This window comes from Microbacterium tenebrionis, assembly GCF_020682665.1.
GTDB lineage: Bacteria > Actinomycetota > Actinomycetes > Actinomycetales > Microbacteriaceae > Microbacterium > Microbacterium tenebrionis.
Window position 1 is genome coordinate 454,276 of record NZ_JAGTTM010000001.1, and the last position, 22,929, is coordinate 477,204.

Genomic DNA, 22,929 nt, shown 5'->3' on the forward strand with positions numbered 1-22,929 from the left:
CTATAGGCCGCCGCGCACCCCACGGGGCTCCCGCGGAAACGATGCCCCCGCACCCCTTCGTCCACAGCAAATGGCAGAGATGCCAAGCGCCTGCCAACTACCCGTGGAATATGTCATTTCGGCGCGGAACGTACAACGGCTGTAGGTTCCGCGACGAAATGGCGATTTTGACCCGGATTCCGCGGTAGTTGGCGACGGCGTCGAGGTCAGGATTCCACGGAGAATGGCGGACTCCTACAGCCAGCGACGGCCGCCACTCTCGCGTTGAAAGTCGCGCCCGGCTGAAAGCCCATCCCATGCCAGGCCCGATCGACACGGCCTTCGTTCCTATCGGTGTGCTCGTCAGGTAGTTGCGGTTGATAACTGCCGTTGGTCGGTGGGCGGGCACCGACACCGACGCCCGCCCACCGATGCGTGCTCAGCCGGGCAGCGTCCATTTCTGACTGGGTCCGGCGTGGCAATCCCAGATGTGGACGCGCGTGCCGTTCGCCACACCACCCCCCACGGTGTCCAGGCATCGGCCGCTGGCGAGGTTGTAGTACTGGGACTGGGCGGTGCGCACCCACTGCTGGCTGGGCACGTTGGCGCAGTCCCACAGGTGCGCGACGGTCCCGTTGGCGGTGTCACCCTGGGACAGGTCGAGGCACTTGCCGAGCGCGGTGAGCTTCTCGTTCGCGTATGCCCAGTCTTGCGCGGGCACGCTGGCGCAGTCCCAGATCTGGACAGCGGTTCCGTTCACGGCGCTGCCGCCGGCGACGTCGAGGCACTTGCTCGCCTTGGTGACCACATTGCCGTTACCGGCGGTGGAGTTTCCAAGGTAGACGAAGTCCCAGCTCTTCAGCTCGGGCACGGTGAAGCTCAGGTAGGTGCCGTTCGCGTCCGATCCTGTGGTGAAGGACAGTGCGGTGGAACGGCCGCCGTCCCGGTCGGGGCTCGCAACGTGCACCGATGCGGGCATCGGGCTGTCGCCGAGGTAGTACTTCACCGGCAGATTGGTGAGGGTGGGCGGGGTGGCTGCGGGGTCGCGCCAGGTGCCGTTGTTGCCCTTCAGGTTGATGAGGTGGATGACGTCGATGCCGTCGTTGCGCATCACGTTGGTCCAGACCGTGTTCGCAGCGCCGTCCGTGCTGGTCGGTTGACCGCTGATGGTCACGGTGTTGGCAAGCTGGCGGAGCGTGGGGCCGTAGAAGAGGTTCTCGTAGCCGGTGATGACGTCGTAGTACGTCTCCATCCACCCTTGCAGCTCGTGGTTCATCTGCTTGGTTTCGTCGAGGAAGTAGGGCGCGACGAGCATCTGGTCGCCCTGGCCCATCTCGATGTGGGATGCCCCGTTGGCGGCGAACGCGGCGTTGGCGAGCTGCACTGAGGGTGTGTCGAAGGTGCCCAGCGTGATGCTGTCGAGGTTGACGTAGCCGGTGTCTCCGGAGCCCACGGAGAGCGTGATGGTGTGGGTTCCGGCGGTCAGGTACGCGGCGGTGCCGCCCTCGATGTTCCAGGTGTCCCAGTCGGCGGTGGCAGGCAGCTTGATCCGCCCCACGTTGACGCCGTCCACGGTGACGGTCCGGGTCGCTGTCGCTCCCGTTCCGTTGGTCCACCGCGGGACGATCCCGTACCGACGGCCCTCCGGGACGGTCACCGTCACGGTGACGGCGTCGCCGGCAGCCCCGAACGAGTCGAGGAACCCAGTGCCGGTGTACCCGGTGTGGTCGGAGTCCACTTGGACGCCGCCGGTGAGCACTCCGGCTTCCGCTTCGTACCGGTCGCCGGTGTTGCTGCGGTAGTTCAGGTAGGCCGCGAGCACGGCGCCCTTGCCGCCGGATGCTGCGCGCTGCTGGGCGAGGTACTGCTGCACCTGCGCGTAGGTTTCGTGGTTTTCCCACAACTCGGTGTACAGGTAGTCGCTCTCGGACCCGGCCAGCCAGTCGCTGCCGAATCCGTCGACGGCGTTGAACCCGGTGGTCTTGCCGGTGGCGTCCTTGGTCGCCGCGACGAGGTTCGCGAATCCCTGGGGGATGTCGACCGGGTCGCCGGCGACGTCGTCCATGCCTCCGTCGGCTGCCCCTCCCCAGTTGCCGAGTTGGTCGATGTGGGTGCCGTCGAACCCGAGCGCGTCGATCTGGTCGGCGTACTGTTCGGTGATGTGGGAGACCCAGTCGGGGTTCTGGGGGTTCATGATCCACAGGGTGGTGTCGGGCTCGTTGGGAAGCATCTGGAACTTCCAGTCATCCCCACTGTTGCGGTACTTCAGCCGCCAGTCGGCGTCGACCCCGTGCGCCTGGAAGCCCTCAAGCGCTGCGTAGCTCATCGAGTACGGCAGCGCGGCCGCGTTCACGTCATGGGTGGCGTCGATGAGTCCGGCGACGGTGTCCGGGGCGATGACGTCACCATTCCATGCCGTCCAGGTGTCGACAAGATCCCCGTTCGACTCGCGCTGCACCGGCTTCTCGTGCCTCCACATCCAGTCGTAGAACTGCAGCGAGTTCAGGTGGTACTTGCGGGACAGTTCGTCTACTGCGGCGGCCTGTTCAGTGGCGTCCAGGTCGGCGGGGTAGGTGTCGAGGAATCCGGTCCGGGGGAACCGCGTCCAGTTGCTGGACACGTCGACCGCGGTCTGGGCGGTGCTGGTTCCGGCGTCGACGTGCACCATGTAGCCGGTGAAGTCGTCCGTGGGCGGAGTTACCGTCCAGTTGACCTGCCCGGAGCCGGTGGCGGTGACTGTTCCGGTGTCCACGACGGTGCCCAGGTGCACCAGGGAGAACTGGACGGGCCCGGTGCCGGATACTTCGGCGGTGACGGTGACCTGCTCGCCGGGTGCGTAGCGTGCCTTGTCGGTCCACGCGTCGCCGAGGTCGGCGGCCGCGGCGGGGGCCGCGGGAACGACGATTCCTGCGACAGCGAGTGCCGCGATTGTGACCGCCGTGACTCGGCGTCGGAAGGGGGAAGAACGCATAGGTGTACTCCTGACTTCGTTGTCGTTTCGGTTGCCCAGACCGAGGTTGGGGCGACTTAACGCGTGTAGGCCTTCGCTTCCCAGGGGTGCAGTGCTGCATCGACGTCGCGTTCGCCGGCCAGGTTCGTCAACACAAGCCGGGCATCGTGCCACTCCTCGCGGATCGCGTCGGGCAGCAGCGGGGTCACGGCGGACGAGGAGAGGTTGGCGACGACGAGCAGGCGCTCGTTGTCGAGGGTCCGTTGGAACGCGAACACCGCCGGGGTGCCGGCGTCCAGTCGCACGAAGTCGCCGTCGGCGACGACCGGGAGCCGGTGGCGCAACTCGATCAACGCCCGATAGTGCTCGAACACGGAGCCCGGGTCGTCGTACTGCGCAAGAGCGTTGATGCGGGTGTGGTTCGGGTTCACCCGGATCCACGGCCTCCCGTCCGTGAAACCTGCGTTGAAGCTGTCGTCCCACTGCACGGGGGTGCGGGCGTGATCGCGGCTCATTCGCAGCAGCCCGGCGATCACAGCGTCGGGCTGCTCGCCCCGCCCGACCGCGTCGGTGAAGTGGTTGAGAGATTCGACGTCGCGGTAGTCGCCGATCTGGTCGAACGGCGCGTTGGTCATCCCGAGCTCTTCGCCCTGGTAGACATAGGGCGTTCCACGCTGCAGATGCAGGACGGTCGCCAATGCGGTGGCCGATTCACGCCACCACTCGGCCGTGTCCCCGAAGCGGCTGACTGGACGTGGCTGGTCGTGGTTCGCGAGGTACAAACTGTTCCAACCGACCTGGGCGAGCGCGTCTTGCCAAGTGGTGAAGGAGCCGGCGAGTTCGCCGGGTTCGAGCTCGCGTGGCCGGAACTTCCCGTCTTGGTGGTCGAGGCTGACGTGTTCGAACTGGAACACCATGTCGAGCTCGCGTCGTGCCGGGTCGGAGAACAGCGCCGCCTCCTCGGTGGTGACGCCCGGGGTCTCCCCGACGGTCAGCAGCGCACCCCTGCCGTCGAAGACTTCCCGCCGCATCTCCTGCAGGTATTCGTGCAGCCGCGGTCCCGCCGAATAGTGCGGAAATCCGTCACCGTATGTCTTGCCCTCGGTGACTGTCCCGTCGGGCAGCCCGGGGTGCTTGGAGATCAGGTTGATGACGTCCATGCGGAATCCGTCGACGCCGCGGTCCAGCCACCACCGCATCATGGCGTAGACGGCCTCGCGGACCTCGGGGTTCTCCCAGTTGAGGTCTGGCTGCTTCTTAGCGAACAGGTGGAGGTAATACTCGCCGGTACGTTCGTCGAGCGTCCAGGTGGGGCCGGAAAAGAACGATTCCCAGTTGGTAGGTTCCGCGCCGAGCTCACCCGGGTGGTGCCCTGCCCGGGCCGGCCGCCACCAGTACCAGTCGCGTTTCGGGTTGTCGAGGCTCGAGCGGGATTCGAGGAACCAGGGGTGCTCGTCGGAGGTGTGGTTGACGACGAGATCCATGACCAACTTCATGCGCCGGGCGTGGACGGCGTCGAGGAGTTCGGTGAAGTCGTCGAACGTGCCGAACGCGGGGTCGATGTCCTGGTAGTCGCTGATGTCGTACCCGTTGTCGGCGTGTGGGGAGCGGTAGATCGGAGAGAGCCAGATGACGTCGATGCCGAGGCGTTCGAGGTGGTCCAGGCGCTGCAGGATGCCACGCAGGTCGCCGATGCCGTCACCGTCGCTGTCCTGGAAGCTGCGGGGGTACACCTGGTACACGACCGCGCGTTTCCACCACTCGGACGATGCTGAAGCGGCGTTCTCGGCGACGAGGATTTCAGAGAGCGACATGCACGACCTGCCAGATGTTGAGTGCGGGAAGGGTGGCGACGGCGTGGTCGCCGTCGAGACGTATGGGGACGTCGACGAGCCGAGGAGTGTGGTCCGGGTCGGCAACGCGAACGCGTGGGATCTGTCCGCGGACGAACTTGAACCGCAATTCTCCTTCTCCGGTCGCCCCCGGCGTGTTGCGCGGTGCGTCCCAGAGGATGTCGTCCTGACCGACCAGGTTGATGAGGTGAACGACTGTTCCCTCACTGGTGCGGGTGACACGTCGCCACACGGAACCCGCGACCGCGGTCTCGGTCACCTCGACTCCGTCGTACGTGACGTCCAGATCGTCGTTGTAGTCCCCAACGTAGGAGGCGGTGACATCGACGATGCTCGGGTCGAGCAGCAGCGCGTCGTGTTCGACGGCGAAGTCGTACCAGCGGGTGAGGAACTCTACGGTGTCCGGCTCAGCGTCGTGGTTGCGGACGTAGTACGGGTCCACGAGCAGTTTGCCGTGCTCACCGGCCAGCAGCTGGGTGGCACCGTGGGAGAGCAGCGTGGCCATGGTGAACGCGGCCGCGCGGTCGGAGGCCTCGGCGGGCGCGAGGTCGTAGGTGTGCTGGTAGGCGGCGAGCACCACCGGCAGTCCGCTGGCGACGGCGCGAGCACGTGTGGCCACGTTCGCCAGTGCCTGCAGCGTGACGACCGGTTTCCATGGTTCGATGTAGACCGCGTCCTGAGGCGCTGATGCGGTGTCCCAGGTGGGGAAGTCGTTGACGTTGTTGAAGATGAGGCGGCTGTCGGGTAGGGCCTGCCGCACGTCGTCGATCAGGCGCGTGAAGGAGGCGGCGACATCGACGGCGGTCCCGTCGGGGGTGGCCGCATGCTTCGGGTAGCCGTACTGATCCAGGTGGAAGCCGTCGAAGCCCACCGTGTCGACCGAGGCGGTCAGGTCGGCGGTGAAGTGTGCCAACCACTCGGGGGCTGCCGGGTCGAGGATGAAGAGGAAGTCGCCGAGCGCGTAGGGTTCACCGGTCGGGCGGAGAAGCGCATGCTGCTGCCAGTCGGGCCATTCATTCGGCCCGACCGCATACACCGCGGCGTATCCGTAGGATGCTGAGCCCGCGTCACGGAGCGCCGCGACGAGCTCCCGAACGGTCGAGAGGGTGATCGGTTGGCCCAGCGCGTCGTCGTACTGTTCGCCGCCACCGAGCAGGTCGGCGTGCCGGTACGCCCAGTCGTAGAACTGGATACCGTTCAGGTGCAGCCGGCGGGCGAAGTCGGCGACCGCGCCAACGTCCTTCCCCGGGTTGTAGGACGCGACGAAACCATAGCGCAGACGCGATCGGGGATCGGCGGTGACCTCTACGGCGGTGCGGGCCGTGCCCACGGGGCCGTCGAGTTCGATGCCGTAACCGCCCGCCGCAAGGTCCGGCAATGTCTGGATGGGGCCCGGCTGGAGCGGCTGCGTATGCACCAGCTCTCCGAGCCTCCAGACGGTGAGAGTTCCGTCGAGCGGTGCTTCGGCGTCGCGGACCTCGATGTGGATCGGGTCGGCGAGACCGTAGCTCGCGCGGGTGGGCAGGAGGGTGAGCGGCATGTTCATCCTTTGACGGCCCCGGAGGTGAGGCCCTGTACGAAGTGGCGTTGGAAGATCAGGTAGACGACGATGACGGGGATGATCGCGATGACGGAAGCGGCGAACACGAGCCCCCACTGGGTGGCGTTCTGACCCTGGAAGAGCTGGATCGCGATCGGCAGCGTGCGGTTTTGCGGACTGTTGATGATGGTCAGCGCCCACGCGAACTCGTCCCAGCAGGCGAGGAAGGTGAAGATGGTCGCGGTGGCCAGCGCAGGCCGGGCAAGCGGGAGCGCGAGCTTCCAGTACCGGGTCCACGCATTCGCGCCGTCCATCTGCATTGCCTGATCCAGCTCTGCAGGCAACGCGGCGAAGAATCCGCGCAGCAGGAATGTGTTCAGGGCGAGCGATCCGGCGACGTAGAAGACGATCAGTCCGGCCAGCGAGTCGAGCAGCCCGAAGTACTTGGCGAGCACGAACTGCGGGATGATCAGCATCATCGCGGGCACCATCAGCCCGATCAGGAGAATCCGGAAGATCCATTCGCGGCCGGGGAACTCGAACCGGGTGAAGGCGTACGCCATCATCGAGCTGAACAGCACCGACAGCCCGGTCGCGATGACCGCAACGATGAGCGAGTTCATCGCATAGAGGGAGAAGTCTTGCGTCGTCCAGGCTTGGACGTAGTTGTCGAACGTGAACGGGTCGGGGATGAACTGCGGCGGCGTGGTCAGAACGTACGCCTGCGGTTTGAACGACGTCGACAGCATGTACAGGAACGGCGTCACCATGACGATCGCGCCGACGATGAGGACAACGACGCGCAGCGACGTCAGGGCGCGACGGGAGGTCTTAGCGGTCATGCGGCGTCTCCGTCTCGGTCGCGGAACGCGCGGAGCTGAATGACGGAAGCCACGAAGACGATGACCGTCAGGATGACCGCGAGCGCGGAACCGTATCCGAAGTCGAGGTCGGAGAACGCCTGCTGGTACATGTAGGTCAGCAGCACCTCGGTCTGCCCGCCGGGTCCGCCCCCGGTCATCAGCAGTACGGAGGTGAAGACGTTGAACCCGCCGATGACGAGCATGACGATGACGAAGATCATGGCCGGCCAGATCGCGGGCAGTGTGACGGCGCGGAAGCGCTGCCACCATCCTGCGCCGTCGACGCGTGCCGCTTCCTCGAGCGACTGGGGCACGCCCTGCAGCGCGGCCAGGAAGATCATCATGGACCAGCCGACGCCTTTCCACACTCCGAGCGCGCAGATCGCGACGATCGCGGTCCACCGTCCGGACAGCCAGGAGGTGTCGCCGTCGGTGAGGTGGAGCAGATCACCGAGGGTGTAGTTGATGAGGCCTTCGTCGGCGAACAGATACTTGAACAGCAGGGAGACAACGACCCAGCTGGTGACCACCGGCAGGTAGAACAGCACCCTGAACAGCGGCTGCGCGGGTGCTTTCGACCGCAGCAGCATCGCGACGGCAAGGCCGAGGATGATCTGCGGTGGCACCGTGAGGAGCATGTAGATGCCGCTGTTACTGAGGCTGAGCCAGAATCGGTCGTCCTGGAACGCGCGGATGTAGTTGTCGAGTCCGATGAACTCGCTGGCGGAGCCGCGGAGGATGTTCCAGTCGTAGAAGCTCATCTGTGCGGCCTGCACGATCGGGTACAGGATGAACAACCCGAACAGCATCACGCCAGGCAGCAGGAACAGGTAGGGCGTCAGGGACACCTGGCGGCGACGCCGCGGGGTGGGTGGTTCGGGGCGCGGGGCGGCCGGAGCCGCCCCGCGCTGTCGGTGCTCGAGTACGGTCATCACTGGTTTTCTGCGAGCAGGGCGTCGATCTGCTTGGCTGCTGCGGTCAGCGCCTCCTTCACGGAGACTTCGCCTTCGAAGGCCGGGACGAGTTCGGTGTTCAGGATGGTGTCGACCTCGCCGGCCTGCGGGATGGGGAGGCGTGCACGCGCGGTCTCGAGCTGGTTGGAGAACGCCTCGTAGTAGGGGGCGATCTCGGCCTGCGCGGCCGCGAACTCGGGCTTGACCGTCATCTGGCCGGCCTTGGCCATGCCGAGCTGGTACTCCTCGGACTGCGTGAACTCGACGAACTTGTACGCCGCGTCGGCGTGCTCGGTGGCTTCGGTGACCACGATGCTCTCACCACCCACAACACTGATCGACCCGCCGTCACCCGCGGGAACGGGTGCGTATATCGGAGTGAAGTCCGGATACTGACCCGCCCAGATGTCCTGCATCCAAGGCCCGTCGAGGATCGTGGCGTACTCGCCCGACGGCAGTCCGTCACTGGTGGACGTCGCGCCGGTGTTGCCCGTGATCAGGTTCGGGATGGCGCCGTCCTGGTACAGATCGACCAGCAGCTGCACGCCGGCCACGCTCTCGTCGGAGTCGAGATAGCCGGTCGAGGTGGTGAGGTCCTCGTCGGCGATGTCACCACCTGCCGACCAGATCCACGGCATCACGTTCCACGCGTTCAGCCCGCTGTCGGCGAACGCGGCGATCCCCTTCCCCGCCAGCCCGGCAGCCAGGGCACGCAACTCGTCGAACGTCGCCGGCGGGGCCGCGACCCCGGCAGCGTCCAACGCGCTCTGGTTGGCGACCAGAACCCGCGTGTTGGTGTTCAGCGGGAGACCGTAGTAGTGACCGTCCCAGGATGTCGTCTGCAGGGTGCCGGGGTACACCGCGTTCGCGAGATCCTCGAAGTCGGGCATCTGGCCGTCCAGCTGCTTGAACACGCCGAGCTCGGCGAACTGCGCCACCCATCCGATGTCGGAGCGGATCAGGTCGGGGAGCTCGCCGCCTGCCGCGCTGGTGGTGAGCTTCTGCTTCAGACCGTCGTACGGCATGTCGACGTAGTCGACCTCGATGCCCGGGTTCGCCTTCTCGAAGGCGGGGATCAGCTCGTTCTCCAGGACCTCGGTCTGCGCACTGTTCCCACCGTTGCCATACGTTCCCCAGAACGTGAGAGTGACGGGCTCATCAGCACTGCCGCCGGACGCCGCGCATCCGCCGAGCACCAGGACGCCAGCGAGCGCGAATGCGCCAGTGGCGGCGAAACGTGATTGCCTCATTGCAAGTGTCTCCATTGTCAGGAGCGGCCACGGGTTGACCGCGTGCTTATTTCATCACAGGAAAAAAGATCGCGTCAAGACGTACGTATATGCTGGCTTCGAAGACATATTCCTTCGCCGTGGAAGAAAGGCCGATGATGGCGTGGCAGCCGACTGACGAGCTCGCGCAGGCGGTAGCACTCGAGGTGCTGCTGCACGGACCACTCGGGCGATCCGAGATTGCCAGGCGTCTGGACCTCGCCCCCGCGACGCTGACACGCATCAGCACGGAGCTCATCAACGCGGGCCTGCTCATCGAAGCTCCGCACGCAATCAAGCGCGGCGCCGGACGCCCCTCGATCCCGTTGGATGTCGTTCCCGACGCGCACCACTTCCTCGGGGTGAAGCTGTCGGGCGACCAGATCGCCAGTGCCATCACCGACTTGCGCGCGGAGGTCATCGAGTACCAGGAGGAACCACTGGGCTCTCGTGATCCTGCGGCCGTCACGGCCCAGATCGTACGCCTCGCGCGAAGGGCCGCTGATGCTTATCCGATCGACGCTATCGGCATCGGACTGGGCGGTGTCGTCGACGCAGACGGGACGGTCAGCAGCGCTCCGTTCCTGGAGTGGACGAACGTGCCACTAGCCACCTTGGTGGAAGGCGAACTTGCCATCCCCGCGTTTGCCGCCAACGACTTGGCCGCGTTCACCGAAGCACAACACTGGTTCGGCGAAGGCACCGGTCACTCGAACTTCGCCACCCTCACCCTCGGGGTGGGCATCGGCTACGGGTGTATCGCGAACGGCCGGCTGCTCAGCAACGCCGACTCAGGAGTCGGCCTGGTAGGTCACTGGCCGCTGGACCCGCTCGGCCCGCTCTGCAGAAGGGGCCACCGTGGCTGCGCTGAGGCGATGCTGACCGTCCCTGCGATCGAGCGCGACGTCTCGACGGCACTCGGGCGGGAGGTGCTGTGGGACGAGGTCCTGGAACTGGCGGCCGCGGGAGAACCGGCCGTCACTCGCATCCTCGACGCGTCCGGGAGAGCACTGGGAGCGCTCATCGCAGCCGTCGCAAACCTGACCGCGCCCGACCTGGTGGTCATCGGCGGGGAAGGTGTCGGACTGGCAACCGTCGCCCACGATGCCATGCTGGCCGGCATCGAGGAGAACAGAGATCCTCGCGCATCCGCGGTGCGCGTCGAGCTGGTCCCTGGCGGCAACGAAAGCTGGTGTCGGGGCGCAGCCGTCGTCGCCATCCAAGGCTACGTACGCAATCGGAACCGCCGAAAGCCGTCTCCCGCTACGTAGAGCCGCGAGAACCTCGGGGAAGGAAGCCGCGAGCCATGGGACGTGCTGCACCGAGAGCGCCCCGAGGACAAACTCGTCCAGGAGCGAGGAGCTCATCGCCGATCTGAGATCCGCACGCTTCACCGCCAACGTCTGCGGAGAATCCAGGGCCTGGTCTGATCGATCACCCACGATCGCGGTCGCAAGGTGCCGTGCAACGTCCTCATCTCCGGTCGAGGGCACATCGACCAGCCGTTGGATGGCCTCCGCGCTCGCATCACGCTGCTCGCATCGGTCAGCTGGGCTAGAAGAGAGCTCTGCTCGTCATCCAGAACCGCCGCTGATTGAAGCGTGGCCACCGTCGCCGCGGCAAAGGAGACATAGCGATCCACCCACTCCAGGGACTGCTGCACGAGTAGGTGACAGGTTGTAGTCACGCCGCCAATGCGACGGTCGTGTTCATGATGGTCTCGAACTCGATGGGCGTCAAACGGCCCAGGCGTGCCTGGCGTCGGCGGCGGTGGTAGGTGCGTTCGATCCAGGTGACCATCGCGATGCGTAACTGATCCCGGGTGGTCCAGGACCGGCGGTTGAGGACGTTCTTCTGCAGCAACGCAAAGAAGCTCTCCATAGCGGCATTGTCCCCGCTGGACCCGACTCTTCCCATGCTTCCGACCATGCGATGACGGGCCAGGGCGCGGAGCATCTTCCTGCTTCGGAATTGAGAGCCGCGGTCAGAGTGGACCACGCAGCCGGAGACGTCGCCGCGCATGGCGACGGCGTTGTCGAGCGCCTGGACGGCCAAACGGGACTTCATTCGCGAGTCGATTGAGTAACCGACGATCCGGCCGCTGAACACGTCCTTGATCGCGCAGAGGTAGAGCTTGCCTTCGGCGGTCTTGTGCTCGGTGATGTCCGTCAGCCACAGCTGGTTCGGCGCATCGGCGGCGAAGACGTGCCGAGTGCGGCCGTGCTCGTCGACGACGGCGCACAGGTCGTCGTGAACGGGCGGCCCTGGCCTACGGGCCTTGCCCCGCTTGGGCTTCCCGAACGCGCTGAACCAGCCATTGCTCGAAGCGATCCGCCACGCCGTCCGGTCCGACATCGGCTCACCGTTGTCGCGGGCCTCGTCGGCGAGGAGCCGGTGCCCGAACTCCGGGTCATCCCGGTGCGCGTCGAACAACGCGTTCGCGCGATACGCCTCCGCCACCTCGCTCGCGGTGACAGGCTCAGCCAGCCAGCGGTAGTAGGGCTGGCGAGAGAGCTTGAGCACCCGACACGTCACCACGACGGGAACCCCGTCAACGGCGAGCTCTCTCACGAGCGGGTAGAGCCTTTTCCCGGCAGGTTCGCCTGCGACAGATACGCCGCCGCCCGCCGCAGGACCTCGTTCTCCTGCTCCAGCAGCCGGATCCGTTTGCGCGCCTCCCGCAATTCGGTTGCCTCAGCCCGAGAGTGGCCCGGCTTTGCGCCCTCGTCGACATCAGCACGACGCAACCGCTTCTGCAACGTCATCGGGTGAACCCCGAAGTCTTTCGCGATCTGCTCGATTGTCACGCCGGGCTCGCGGTTGCGCGCAACACGTCGTCACGAAACTCGCTCGGGTAGGGCTTGGGCACAGCAACATCCTTCCAGGCCAACCCCTCGGGCAAGCCAGATCAGATGTCACCTACTCGTGCAGCAGTCCCCCACGACGTCCGAGGCCTTGGGTGGCTCGTTCGCCCAGGCGGCAATCTCCGCAGGCACGTCCTCAGAGTCAGCCTCCCAATCAGCGAGCAGCTGCGAACGCTGGTCCGCGCTTGTCCCGACAAGATCGCGGAACTGATGCGGGTGGTTCTGCTCCAGCAGCCACAGCTTCATGAGGATCTCCGTCACCGCGAACAGCTTGTTCTTCTCAGCCAGCTTGTTCAGCGTCTTGTCGAACTCGAAGCGCTCGAAGATGTCACGGACGTTCTCCGAGAACCCCGCGAGGTAGGCCGACAGGTTCGCGCGAAGATCCTGCGGGTCGGCGACGAGCTTCGAGAAGTCGAACGGGCTGGTGTTGTAGAACTGGTGCCCGGCCGTCTCGGTCAGTCGGAGATGCCGCAGCATGTCGGGCATCAACTCCGTCGTCTTCGCGACGTTCAGCACCTTCGGCTTGGTCTCCGCGAGCACAGCATCCAGTCGCCGCAACACCGTGAACGGAAGGACAACCGATCCGTACTCCGCGGGCTTGAACGGGCCACGCAGCGACTCCGCGATGTTCCAGATGAAGTTGACGTGATTGACCAACGGCGGGGACTCCTGACAGCTCGACGAGACCGATCAGGCCTCATCTCCCTATCCTGGCGCACGGACCGCGAATCGTGATGTGCCGCCCGAGCCGCGTTACTAACTACTCTCGATGTCGATCAAACCCGTCACGCGGAGATGCCTCACGAGCGACCGGTGACGACCCCGTGTCGTTCTTCAACCACAGCCAGACAAACTCGGCATTCCTGCCAAGTTAGCGGTGGGTGTTGCCGAACTCACGTTGAGCCCACACCCACATCTAGTTGAAGTCGCCGCCCCCGCCGCCTCCGAAGTCGCCGGGCGCCATGTCGGCGAAGCGCGAGTAGTGGCCCTGGAACGCGACCTGAAGCGTCGCCGTCGGACCGTTGCGGTGCTTGGCGACGATGAGGTCGGCCTCGCCAGGACGCACGTCCTTGTCGTAGACCGAGTCGCGGTGCAGCAGGATCACCATGTCGGCATCCTGCTCGATCGATCCCGACTCGCGCAGGTCGCTGATCTGCGGCTTCTTGTCCTGCCGGGCCTCCGAGCCGCGGTTCAGCTGCGACAGCGCGATGACCGGAACCTGCAGCTCCTTCGCCAGCAGCTTCAGGGCACGTGAGAACTCCGAGACCTCCTGCTGACGCGACTCGACGCGCTTGCCGCTCGTCATCAGTTGCAGGTAGTCGATCACGACCATCTTGAGCCCCGCGCGCTGCTTGAGCCGGCGGCACTTGGCGCGGATCTCGACGAGCGTCATGTTCGGAGAGTCGTCGATGTACAGCGGGGCGTCGTTGATGCGACCGCGGGTCGCGGCGACCGTCGTCCAGTCTCGCGGGTCGAGCGTTCCCTTGCGCATGTGCTGCAGCGGGATCGCGCCCTCGGCGCTGAGCAGACGCATCGCGATCTCGCTCTTGCCCATCTCGAGTGAGAAGAAGATGGCGGGCTGGTTGTGGCCGATCGCCGCAGCGCGCGCGAAATCCAGAGCCAGTGTCGAATTGTGCGTCGGGATCATCGATTCACCCGCGAGGTACAGGTGGTCGGCGTTGTCGACCTGGACGCAGCGCACGGGCACGCTCTCCACCGGACGCACTGCCTTCACGTAGCGTCGCCCGATGCGCACCAGGCTCACCGGACGCTCCTGCTCGTGCAACTGGCGCTTGCGCTCGAGGCGGAAGACGTCGTCGACCGTGGAGAAGTTGAGGATGTAGGAGGTCGACGATTCCTCCGACCGGCCCGCCACCTGCTTCGTCGTCCGCCCGCACTTGTAGCCGAGGCTGACGATGAGCTCGTACACGGTGTCAGCCAGGTGCTTGCTCGTCACGGCGAACTGGCACGACCCGACGCCCTTGACGACCGTGCCGTCGGTGTCCATGAGACCTGCGAGCAGCTCGCGGCGCTGACGAGTGGATGCGCGCAGATACTGCTGCGGCACGTGCTTGTCGCCGAGCACGCCGAGGCCGCGCAGCAGCGCCGTGAACGACCCGTGGTCGCGGTAGCAACTCGCGCAGACCTGCGCCTCGCCGGAGAACGGCTCACCGCAGTCGGGGCACGAAAGCCGCTCGGGATGCGCGCCCTTGTTCTTCGGACCGCACGTGCGACCGCAGGTGCGCACGTGCGGGTGCCGTGCTGTGAACTCGGCACCGCACACCTCGCACTCGCGCACGAGCACAGGGCGCTCGGCGAGCTTGAGCGAGTAGAGCATCCCCCCGCGCGCCTCGACGCGGACGCCGGCATCCCGAACGAATCCGGGGATCTCGTCGGACTCGCTCGTCAGCCGTGCGCCGGCGCTGTGCCCGTCGCCCAGCCACGCGCCGAGCGCGTACGGCGGGATGGGAAGCTCTGCCTCGGCTGCGCGAAGCGGTGCCGCGTTGGGGATCGAATGGTTCGCCCGCTCGTCGGCGCCGACCGTAAGCGTCTCGAGGATCTGCTCGGTCGTGATGACCGCGGATCCGCCTGCGGGCGAGCGACGCGTCGCCCTGGTCTCGGTCAGCCACTGGTGCTCGGCATCCGCGATGATCGTCGAGCCGTCGGAGAACTCGACCTCGTAGCAGGTGCGATCGAGCATGACCTCTGTCGCCGCGACGACGCGCGTCGGGCGTCCGTCGGCGTCGAACAGCTCGTCGCCGACCTGCACCTCGCCCATCGTCGTCCACCCGGTAGGAGTGGGCAGAGGCGTGTCGAGGGCGAGCGCCTTGCCCATAGCGGGGCGCGCCGCGACGACGATCATCTGACCGCCGTGCAGGCCGTTGGTGAGCTCGTCGAGCTCCTTGAACCCGGTGGGGACGCCGGTCATCGAGCCGTCGCGGCCGCTGGCCGCCTCGATCTCCTCGACCGCGGCATCCACCGCCACGGTCAGCGGGACGTAGTCCTCGGCCTCCTGCGTGCCGGTGACCGAGTAGATCTCGGCCTGCGCGTTGTTGACGATGTCGGTCGCGTCGCCCTGGCCGTCGTAGCCGAGCTGCACGATGCGGGTGCCGGCATCCACCAGGCGGCGCAGGATCGCGCGCTCCGACACGATGCCCGCGTAGTAGCCGGCATTCGCGGCCGTCGGCACGATCGAGGTCAGCGTGTGCAGATAGTCGGCACCGCCCGCGCGACCGAGCTCGCCGGTCTTGATGAGCTCGTCAGTGACGGCCACGACGTCGGTCGGCTCGCCGTGCGAGTACAGCGAGAGGATCGCCTCGAAGATGAGCTCGTGCTTGGGGATGTAGAAGTCGGCGCCCTTGAGCGTCTCGATCACGTCGGCGACGGCGTCCTTCGACAACAGCATGCCGCCCAGCGCGCTCTGTTCGGCGAGGAGATCGTGCGGCGGGGTGCGTTCCGGCTGACGCTGCCCACCCATGCGCTCCTCAGAGATGTCGGCGATCGACACGGGGCTCCCTTCGGTGCGGTTGGCAGTGAGGTCAAGGATGCTCCCGACCCGGCGACAGCGGATGCGTTCCGCGGCCACTTCGAGCGAACCACGCACCACCGACATCTCGTCGCCCGTCCACGCTAGGAGTCGCATTTTCCCCATGCAAAACGGCCTGTGGATAACTATGTGGAGAGGATGCGAACAACTTCGGAGTGTCTGTGCAGAACCGATGTGGATAACCCTGTGCTGACCGGAGATGCGAAGTTATTTTATGCCGCGGGAACTGGGCTTTTCGGTTTCCTCAGGCTGTGGATGAAAACCTGCTTCAACGACTCCTTGAAGGTTTCCCCCGCCGGTGCGTCATGTGTACAACTTGGGGAAAGTCAAGCCTTGACTTTCCCCGGGCGCGTCCCGCGTTCCCGGCCGTGATTCGCCCGCCGGATCACCCGGTGAACCCGAGTGCCCCTGGACACACGGCTGCCCCGGGGGTATGGTCGGCCGCGACACAGGTTTCGTCGATGACGTTTCCCTCGGAGGGGGAGGTGAACGTGAAGACCATCGCATCTCGCCGCGTCAGGGGCGGTTTCGCATGGGGGGCTTTCGCCGTGCTCGGCTGGGCCGCGTTCACCCTGCTCTCGTCCACGGGCACCGCGCACGCCGAAGAGAATCCCGGCGGCCCCCTCGACAGCCTCACCTCGGTCGTCGGGTCGACGGTCGGCGCTGGCGCCGAGATCGCGGGCGCCGTCGTCGACGACGTCGTGCTCCCCGCAGTCGATCATGTCGCCCCTGCCGTCACCGAGACCCTCCCGGCAGCGGCCGCGCCGGTCTCGGCCGCCGTGTCCACCACGGTTCAGGCCGTTCCTGTCGTCCGCGATGTCGTCCCCGCTGCCGTCGCACCGGTTTCGGATGCCGTCGTCGAGGTCCCCCCGACCGTCACAGCGCCGGTGACCGATCTTCTCCAGGACTCTCCGGCTTCGCGGCTCACGGATCCCGTCGTCGAGACCGCGCGCTCCGTGCCGGTCGTCGGCGACCTGCTCGACGAGCTCTCCGTTGCGGATGCCGTCGCCGAAGCCACCGCAGCGCTCGACGCGACGACAGCCTCGCTCGGCCGCACCGCCCAGGCCGTCGTCCCCGCCGCGGTCGACGTCGTGGATCGCGCCGTCCCGTCGGCACCAGGCGATCCGGACCCGGTCGCGCCGCGTTCGCCCGTCCATGACTCGACCGTCCAGGATCCGCCCGATCCCGCCGTGACGGACCAGAAACCGGCCGCGCAGCCGGATGCCGCCCCCGCCGCCCAGGCGTCGGTGCTCAGCGCATCCGCCGGCAGCCCGTCGCTGTCCGCCTCGATCACCGCACAGCTCTTCCTCGACGCCCAGCGCGTCGAGGCTTCCGCGGATGCTCTCGTCTCGAACGAGACCGATTTCCCCGGCGCACCCGTGCCTGCCGCTCACGCACCGTCCGCTGTGCCGGCTTCGGCTGCACCGGTCGGCGGGGGCGGTGGGGTCGTCACGGATGCCGCTGACACGTTCGCGGCATCCGCCACCACTCGATCGCTGCTCGGCGGGCGCGGTCCGACAGACGACGACCTGCCATCCGCTCCGGTCTTCGAGACCGACGCCTCACCCGACTGATCAGGATCGGGTCACCTTTCGGGGTGACATGCACACGCGTGCCGTCGATCGCGCACGCGCCATCCGAAACGATCAGTCAGGAGCTGAAACATCATGCGCACATTCGTCAAGCGCGCCCTCTGGGGCGTCGCCATCGCCGGCGGGATCACCCTGCTCGGCGCCACCGCCGCGAACGCGGCGGAGACCGACGGAGAGGACGGCCTCCTCTCCGGAACGCAGGCGCTCGTGCCCGTCGACGTCCCTGTCGATGTGACGGGAAACGCCATCTCGCTGCTCGGGACGTCTTCAGCGGATGCCGCACCGGCCGCGGCCCCCGCGTCATCCGCGCCCGCCCCGTCCACCACGACCAGCGGCTCGGACGGCACGGCATCCGGTACACAGGCGGTGGTCACCGTCGATGTTCCGGTCGTCGTCGAGGGGAACGCCGTGAGCGCCCTCGGCACATCCGACGTCGCGGAGTCGTCGCCCGCACAGACGCCACCTGCCGAACCGGCGCCGAGTTCGCCGTCCGCCACCACCTCGGGCGTGGACGGCGTGCTCAGCGGCACGCAGGCACTCGTCGACGTGAACGTGCCCGTGACGGTCACGGGGAACGCGATCGGAGTACTCGGCGACAGCGATGTGACGCAGGCGTCGACACCGGCGGCCACCATTCCGGCCGAGAACACCGCTCCCGCGGCATCCACCGACGGAACCGACAGTGTCGCCAGCGGCACCCAGGTCGTCGCACCGGTCACAGCACCCGTGACGGCGACCGGTAACGCGATCGGAGTACTCGGCGACAGCGATGTGACGCAGGCGTCGACCCCCGCGGCAACGACCCCGGCCGACAGCACCGCTCCCGCGGCATCCACCGACGGAACCGACAGTGTCGCCAGCGGCACCCAGGTCGTCGCACCGGTCACAGCACCCGTGACGGCGACCGGTAACGCGATCAGCGTCGCAGGCACCAGTGCGGTGATCGGCGACGGTGGTCAGGCGGCCCCTGCACCGGCCACGCGGACTGATCCGGTCACGAGCGGGCTCGACTCGCTCCTCGGGGGCACGCAGATCGTCGCCCCGATCTCGATCCCGGTCACGCTCGGCGGCAACGCCATCGGCATCATCGGAGACTCGACGGTCACCGATCCGGGAACGGACCCCGGCACCGACCCGGGAACGGACCCCGGAACCGACCCGGGAACGGATCCCGGCACAGACCCGGGCACCCACCCCGGCACAGATCCCGGCGCGATGCCGGGCGAAGACCCCGGCTCCGCACCCATCCCCAGTGGGCAGGGCGGCGCCATCGCGACAGCAGACGGCGGCATGCTCGCCACCACCGGAGTGGACATCTCTGTCGCACCGGCTCTGCTCGCCGCGGCGCTGCTCCTGATCGGAGCCGGGCTGCTGCGACGCAAGGTCACCGGCTGATCCCCATCCGGTGACTGGCATCCGTCCCCAGCGGATGCATGTCGCACGCAAACGACGGATGCCCCGGAGTCCGAAGACTCCGGGGCATCCGTCCAGCCTTGCCGCTTACTTGGCGGCGACGACCTGAAGGGCGATGACGGCGACGACGTCCTCGTGCAGACGCACGGTGGCCTCGTGGTCACCCGTCGACTTGATCGGCGAGGTGATGGTCACCTTGCGCTTGTCGATGCTGCCGAGGCCTGCGGCCTCGACGGCGTCGGCGACGTGCTCGGTCTTGACCGAGCCGAACAGTCGACCGCCGTTGCCGGCCTTGACCGTCAGGCGGACCTTCGCGGCCTCGATCTTGTCCTTGAGCGCCACGGCCTCTTCGCGGTCGTGGATCGCACGGGCCTTGCGGGCGGCCTGGATGGACTCGACCTGCTTGGCGCCACCACGGGTCCACGCGGTCGCGTAGCCCTGGGGGATGAGGTAGTTGCGGGCGTACCCGTTCTTGACCTCGACAACGTCACCGGCGCTTCCGAGCCCGGCGACCTCGTTCGTGAGAATCAGCTTTGCCATTTGTCCGGTACCCCTTAGCGGCCAGCGCCGGCGTAGGGCAGGAGAGCCATCTCGCGCGCGTTCTTGATCGCCTTGGCGATCAGACGCTGCTCCTGCACCGAGACTCCGGTGATACGACGGGCGCGGATCTTTCCACGCTCCGAGATGAACTTGCGAAGGGTCGCGACGTCCTTGTAGTCAATGACGCCGACCCGGATCGACTTCGCGGGAGCGGTGGGCTTGCCACCCTTCCGCGGCTTGCGGCGGTCGCCGCTCGACTTTCCAGCCATGGTTTTTCCTTTGGGATGAACGGATGCCGAGGCATCCAGAAGTTGTTAGAACGGGGTGTCGTCGCCGAAGCTGCCCGGAGTGCTCCAGGCATCCGCGCTCGTCGAGGAACCGGGCGTGGACCACGGCTCCTCCGACACCTGCTGCTGCTGCGCCGGACGCTGTCCGCCGCCGCCACCGGCTCCACCGGATGCCGCGCGGGTGACCTGAGCGGTCGCGTAGCGCAGCGACGGACCGATCTCGTCGACCTCGAGCTCGATGGCCGTGCGGTTGTTGCCCTCACGGTCCTGGTAGGAGCGCTGACGCAACCGGCCCTGCGCCATGACGCGCATGCCCTTGGTCAGTGACCCTGCCACGTGCTCGGCGAACTCGCGCCACACGGACGCACGGAGGAACAGCGCTTCGCCGTCCTTCCACTCGTTCGCCTGACGGTCGAAGGTCCGCGGGGTCGACGCGATGGTGAAGTTCGCCACCGGCAGCCCGTTCTGCGTGTAGCGCAGTTCGGGGTCGGCCGTGAGGTTGCCCACCACGGTGATGACGGTTTCGCCGGCCATGAGCCTTAAGCCTTCGCAGCCTTGGCCGCCTTGCGGGCAGCCTTCTCTTCGGAGCGCTTGGCCTCAGACGCGATCATCGCCTGTGCCTCTTCAGCGCGGAGGACCTTGGTGCGCATGATCTGCTCGTTCAGCTTGAGCTGACGGTCGAGCTCCTGCGTGGCCTCGCTGGTTGCGGTGAAGTTGACGACGGCGTAGATGCCCTCGTTCTTCTTCTGGATCTCGTACGCGAGCCGGCGCTTGCCCCAGACGTCGACGTTGTCCACAGAACCGCCATCGTTGGTGATGACCTTCAGGAACTTGTCGAGCGTGGGTGCGACCTGGCGCTCGTCGATCTCAGGGTTCAGAATGACCATGAGTTCGTACTGGTGCGTCACTTACCCACCTCCTTCGGACTTGAACGGCTTCCGAGACTTTCCCGGAAGCAGGAGGGTGTGTTGCACGTGCCGGCCATTCTCGCCGCAGAGTGCGGTCCGGAGGGCAGACAACCACAGAAGTCTACTTCAGTTGCGGGCGTGTCGCGAACCGGGTCATCGTTGCGCGCCGTCGACCACACCCGGGTCGACGAGGTCGGTCGCAGCGCCGGCACGCAACGTGGCGCTGTAATCGAGAGCCTCAGCGTCGCGGCCGAAATCCAGAGACGGCTCGTCGTCGACGGAAAGCGACAGCACGGCGGTCTCGACCACCTCGTGCGCCTCGATCTGCCGCTCGACCTCCCGCAGCCGGCGGGCGACGTCGTGCTCGCGCTCGTCACCGGAGAGGTCGATCTCGGCGACGATGAACAGCCGATTCGGACCCACGTACTCGATGTGCAGGTAGGTGACCCGTTCGATCGCCGGATCCTCCAGCAGCGCCCGCCCGACGCGCGAGCGCAGCTCGGGCGAAGCGCTGGTTCCGACGATGAACGCCAGGTTGCGCCCGATGAGGAGCACCGCGACGACCGCCAGCAGGATGCCGACGAGGATCGAGCCGACGGCATCCCATATCGCCTCGCCCGTGGCCTCATGGATCGCGATGGAGCCACCGGCGATCACGAGGCCGATCAGCGCCGCAGCATCCTCGAAGAACACTGCCCGCAGCGTCGTATCGCTCGTCTCGATCACGAAGTCCCAGGTCGAGGAGCCCCGCTCGCGCGCCAGACGGCGCGAGCGGATGACCGCCTGCGTGAACGACGCGCCCTCGAGCACGAACGCGATGCCGAGCACGATGTACGCGATCACCGGGCTCTCGACGGGCTCGTCGGAGCCGAGCTCCTGGATACCGTGCATGATCGACACGATCGCCCCGGCGGTGAAGATGCCGAATGCCGCGATCAGCGACCAGACGAACGCGCTGCGGCCGTAGCCGAGCGGATGCCGCTCATCCTTCTTGCGCGCTCCCTGACGGTCGGCGATGAGCAGGAAGATCTCGTTGCCGGCATCCGCCCACGAGTGCGCGGCCTCGGCGACCATGGAGGCAGAGGACGTGATGATCGCCGCGACCGTCTTGGCGATCGCGACGAGGACGTTGGCGAGGAAGGCGATGAGCACCGTCACTCGCCCAGGGTACGCCTGGTGCTGCTCCGCGCATCGCCGAATGCGTGAGACGGGGTCTGCAGCATGAGACGGGTGTGGGTGACGCGGGTCTCGTGCTGCAAACCCCGTCTCGCATGGGCGGCGGGTAGCGTGAGCGGCATGGAATGGATCTCGGACCCGGCGACGGCGGGTGGGTGGCTGTGCGAGCGCCTGGACGAGGACTGGTCGATGCACCACTTCGTGCCGCACGGGTACGAGGCGTATGCACGGGTGTTCCACCCGGCACAGGTGCGGTCGCTGCCGGATCGTGCGATGCCGCCGATGGACGACTGGGTCCGGATGCCGGATGCCGAGCAGCAGCACCTGATGGAGCTCGTGATCGACGAAGAGATCACGTGGGCCGACACTGCCGAGGTGTTCGGCACGACCATGCACGCGCTCGCGCAGTGGTACCCGCTCGTCCGCACTCCGCGCGACGGCGACGTCCGCATCGCACCGGACGGACGCGAGTACACCGGTCCGGGTGAGGGCCGGATGCCCCCTTCGTTGCTTGCCGCCCTCTCCGTGCCACTCATCGCGCACACCTCGACTCCGGACGCGGGATTCGTCGCGGTCTGGGAGGGCTGGGGCGGGCTGCTCGGCGGACGCGGCGGCAACGGTCGCGGGTTCTTCGAGTTCAGCGACGGCCCGCTCCCCGAACCGTCCGGGTGGAGCAGCCTGAAGACGAGCTTCGAGAACCCGTTCCGCAAGCCCCGGTGGCACCCCGGCATCCTCTCCGACGAGATCTCCAAAGGGCCTCGGCTCGAGCTGCCCGACCGCTCGCACGTGCTCTTCAGCGCCGCCCCTTCGGCGTTCGCGCACCCCGACTGGATCCTCGACGTGCCCTGGCGCGATCACGAGGCCGAAGCGCGCGGCTTCGCCCCCGACGCGGAGCATCCCAGCATCCTGTGGCCCGAAGACCTCGCCTGGGTGATGGTGAGCGAGATCGACTACGACTCGACGATCGTGGCCGGCTCGCGCGAACTGGTCCGCGCGATCTGCGCGGATCCGGCGATCGAGGCGCTGCCGATCCGGGAAGGTTCGTGGCTGAACTGGGACGACGACGAGATCAACCGCTGAACAGCGACGCCTCCGAGCGTGAGACGGGGTCTGCAGCATGAAACGCGTGTGGGTGACCCGGGTCTCGTGCCGCAAACCCCGTCTCGTGAGGGCGACGGGTAGCGGCGGGTAGGTGG

The 22,929-nt window shown here is 66.9% G+C and carries 17 protein-coding genes and 1 pseudogene; 4 read left to right on the plus strand and 14 right to left on the minus strand.

What is annotated here, in order from left to right; translation table 11 throughout:
- Positions 1 to 418: 418 nt before the first annotated feature.
- From KEC56_RS02325 to KEC56_RS02350, 6 genes are read right to left on the minus strand one after another with little or no spacing between them, the layout of a single operon-like run.
- Positions 419 to 2,950 carry a glycoside hydrolase family 66 protein gene (locus KEC56_RS02325; RefSeq protein ID WP_227529647.1) on the minus strand — a complete coding sequence of 844 codons (2,532 nt, stop codon included), beginning with the start codon at positions 2,948 to 2,950 and terminating at the stop codon, positions 419 to 421.
- Between the two features lie 56 nt (positions 2,951 to 3,006).
- Positions 3,007 to 4,743 (minus strand): glycoside hydrolase family 13 protein, encoded by a 1,737-nt coding sequence (locus tag KEC56_RS02330; protein WP_227529648.1) that lies wholly within the window; start codon positions 4,741 to 4,743, stop codon positions 3,007 to 3,009.
- Positions 4,730 to 6,322 carry a glycoside hydrolase family 66 protein gene (locus KEC56_RS02335; RefSeq protein ID WP_227529649.1) on the minus strand — a complete coding sequence of 531 codons (1,593 nt, stop codon included), beginning with the start codon at positions 6,320 to 6,322 and terminating at the stop codon, positions 4,730 to 4,732. The genes KEC56_RS02330 and KEC56_RS02335 overlap by 14 nt, the downstream gene beginning before the upstream one ends.
- Positions 6,323 to 6,324: 2 nt before the next feature.
- Positions 6,325 to 7,164 carry a carbohydrate ABC transporter permease gene (locus KEC56_RS02340; protein ID WP_227529650.1) on the minus strand — a complete coding sequence of 280 codons (840 nt, stop codon included), beginning with the start codon at positions 7,162 to 7,164 and terminating at the stop codon, positions 6,325 to 6,327.
- Positions 7,161 to 8,117: a carbohydrate ABC transporter permease gene (locus tag KEC56_RS02345; RefSeq protein ID WP_227529651.1), complete on the minus strand. Its 957-nt coding sequence runs from the start codon at positions 8,115 to 8,117 to the stop codon at positions 7,161 to 7,163. The genes KEC56_RS02340 and KEC56_RS02345 overlap by 4 nt, the downstream gene beginning before the upstream one ends.
- Positions 8,117 to 9,388, minus strand: coding sequence for an extracellular solute-binding protein (locus KEC56_RS02350; RefSeq protein WP_227529652.1), 1,272 nt, complete (start codon positions 9,386 to 9,388; stop codon positions 8,117 to 8,119). Before KEC56_RS02350 ends, KEC56_RS02345 begins: the two co-directional genes overlap by 1 nt.
- An 89-nt stretch (positions 9,389 to 9,477) precedes the next feature.
- Here KEC56_RS02350 and KEC56_RS02355 point away from each other — a divergent pair, with 89 nt between their 5' ends.
- The gene (locus tag KEC56_RS02355) at positions 9,478 to 10,677 is read left to right on the plus strand and encodes an ROK family transcriptional regulator (RefSeq protein WP_227529653.1); all 1,200 of its coding nucleotides are present in this window, start codon (positions 9,478 to 9,480) and stop codon (positions 10,675 to 10,677) included.
- A gap of 412 nt (positions 10,678 to 11,089) precedes the next feature.
- Here KEC56_RS02355 and KEC56_RS02360 read toward each other — a convergent pair.
- The 3 genes and pseudogenes from KEC56_RS02360 to dnaB form a co-directional block, all read right to left on the minus strand.
- A pseudogene (locus tag KEC56_RS02360) lies at positions 11,090 to 12,275 on the minus strand (IS3 family transposase).
- A gap of 46 nt (positions 12,276 to 12,321) precedes the next feature.
- A complete protein-coding gene (locus KEC56_RS02365; protein WP_227529654.1) occupies positions 12,322 to 12,927 on the minus strand; it encodes a type I restriction-modification system subunit M N-terminal domain-containing protein in 606 nt (201 codons plus the stop codon).
- A gap of 259 nt (positions 12,928 to 13,186) precedes the next feature.
- Positions 13,187 to 15,922 (minus strand): replicative DNA helicase, encoded by a 2,736-nt coding sequence (gene dnaB / locus KEC56_RS02370; protein ID WP_308012990.1) that lies wholly within the window; start codon positions 15,920 to 15,922, stop codon positions 13,187 to 13,189.
- Positions 15,923 to 16,278: 356 nt separating this feature from the next.
- Between dnaB and KEC56_RS02375 the strand changes: the two genes are divergently transcribed.
- Together KEC56_RS02375 and KEC56_RS02380 are read left to right on the plus strand one after the other, a co-directional pair.
- Positions 16,279 to 17,391 (plus strand): hypothetical protein, encoded by a 1,113-nt coding sequence (locus KEC56_RS02375; RefSeq protein WP_227529655.1) that lies wholly within the window; start codon positions 16,279 to 16,281, stop codon positions 17,389 to 17,391.
- A gap of 93 nt (positions 17,392 to 17,484) precedes the next feature.
- Positions 17,485 to 18,804, plus strand: a complete 1,320-nt coding sequence (locus KEC56_RS02380) for a chaplin family protein (protein WP_227529656.1) — start codon at positions 17,485 to 17,487, stop codon at positions 18,802 to 18,804.
- A 105-nt stretch (positions 18,805 to 18,909) separates the two neighbouring features.
- On the opposite strand, the gene rplI is transcribed toward KEC56_RS02380, so the two are convergent.
- The 5 genes from rplI to KEC56_RS02405 all read right to left on the minus strand — a co-directional run bounded on the left by rplI (position 18,910) and on the right by KEC56_RS02405 (position 21,715).
- Entirely contained in the window at positions 18,910 to 19,362 is a 453-nt protein-coding gene (gene rplI / locus KEC56_RS02385) for a 50S ribosomal protein L9 (protein ID WP_227529657.1), read from the minus strand.
- A gap of 14 nt (positions 19,363 to 19,376) precedes the next feature.
- A complete protein-coding gene (gene rpsR, locus KEC56_RS02390) occupies positions 19,377 to 19,631 on the minus strand; it encodes a 30S ribosomal protein S18 (RefSeq protein ID WP_071641238.1) in 255 nt (84 codons plus the stop codon).
- A gap of 45 nt (positions 19,632 to 19,676) precedes the next feature.
- Entirely contained in the window at positions 19,677 to 20,183 is a 507-nt protein-coding gene (locus KEC56_RS02395; protein WP_175987729.1) for a single-stranded DNA-binding protein, read from the minus strand.
- Between the two features lie 5 nt (positions 20,184 to 20,188).
- Positions 20,189 to 20,557: a 30S ribosomal protein S6 gene (gene rpsF / locus KEC56_RS02400; protein WP_147038991.1), complete on the minus strand. Its 369-nt coding sequence runs from the start codon at positions 20,555 to 20,557 to the stop codon at positions 20,189 to 20,191.
- A gap of 153 nt (positions 20,558 to 20,710) precedes the next feature.
- Positions 20,711 to 21,715: a cation diffusion facilitator family transporter gene (locus tag KEC56_RS02405; RefSeq protein WP_227529658.1), complete on the minus strand. Its 1,005-nt coding sequence runs from the start codon at positions 21,713 to 21,715 to the stop codon at positions 20,711 to 20,713.
- Positions 21,716 to 21,853: 138 nt separating this feature from the next.
- Between KEC56_RS02405 and KEC56_RS02410 the strand changes: the two genes are divergently transcribed.
- Complete coding sequence (locus KEC56_RS02410; protein WP_227529659.1) at positions 21,854 to 22,813, plus strand: hypothetical protein; 960 nt, start codon at positions 21,854 to 21,856, stop codon at positions 22,811 to 22,813.
- The last annotated feature ends 116 nt before the right edge of the window (positions 22,814 to 22,929 follow it).

Excerpts from the sequence above, each read along its gene's own strand:
- KEC56_RS02325 (WP_227529647.1), bottom strand. The coding sequence starts at position 2,950 with ATGCGTTCTTCCCCCTTCCGACGCCGAGTCACGGCGGTCACAATCGCG.
- KEC56_RS02330 (WP_227529648.1), bottom strand. The coding sequence starts at position 4,743 with ATGTCGCTCTCTGAAATCCTCGTCGCCGAGAACGCCGCTTCAGCATCG.
- KEC56_RS02335 (WP_227529649.1), bottom strand. The coding sequence starts at position 6,322 with ATGCCGCTCACCCTCCTGCCCACCCGCGCGAGCTACGGTCTCGCCGAC.
- KEC56_RS02340 (WP_227529650.1), bottom strand. The coding sequence starts at position 7,164 with ATGACCGCTAAGACCTCCCGTCGCGCCCTGACGTCGCTGCGCGTCGTT.
- KEC56_RS02345 (WP_227529651.1), bottom strand. The coding sequence starts at position 8,117 with ATGACCGTACTCGAGCACCGACAGCGCGGGGCGGCTCCGGCCGCCCCG.
- KEC56_RS02350 (WP_227529652.1), bottom strand. The coding sequence starts at position 9,388 with ATGAGGCAATCACGTTTCGCCGCCACTGGCGCATTCGCGCTCGCTGGC.
- KEC56_RS02355 (WP_227529653.1), top strand. The coding sequence starts at position 9,478 with ATGCTGGCTTCGAAGACATATTCCTTCGCCGTGGAAGAAAGGCCGATG.
- dnaB (WP_308012990.1), bottom strand. The coding sequence starts at position 15,922 with ATGGGGAAAATGCGACTCCTAGCGTGGACGGGCGACGAGATGTCGGTG.
- KEC56_RS02375 (WP_227529655.1), top strand. The coding sequence starts at position 16,279 with ATGACGTTTCCCTCGGAGGGGGAGGTGAACGTGAAGACCATCGCATCT.
- KEC56_RS02380 (WP_227529656.1), top strand. The coding sequence starts at position 17,485 with ATGCGCACATTCGTCAAGCGCGCCCTCTGGGGCGTCGCCATCGCCGGC.
- rplI (WP_227529657.1), bottom strand. The coding sequence starts at position 19,362 with ATGGCAAAGCTGATTCTCACGAACGAGGTCGCCGGGCTCGGAAGCGCC.
- rpsR (WP_071641238.1), bottom strand. The coding sequence starts at position 19,631 with ATGGCTGGAAAGTCGAGCGGCGACCGCCGCAAGCCGCGGAAGGGTGGC.
- KEC56_RS02395 (WP_175987729.1), bottom strand. The coding sequence starts at position 20,183 with ATGGCCGGCGAAACCGTCATCACCGTGGTGGGCAACCTCACGGCCGAC.
- KEC56_RS02410 (WP_227529659.1), top strand. The coding sequence starts at position 21,854 with ATGGAATGGATCTCGGACCCGGCGACGGCGGGTGGGTGGCTGTGCGAG.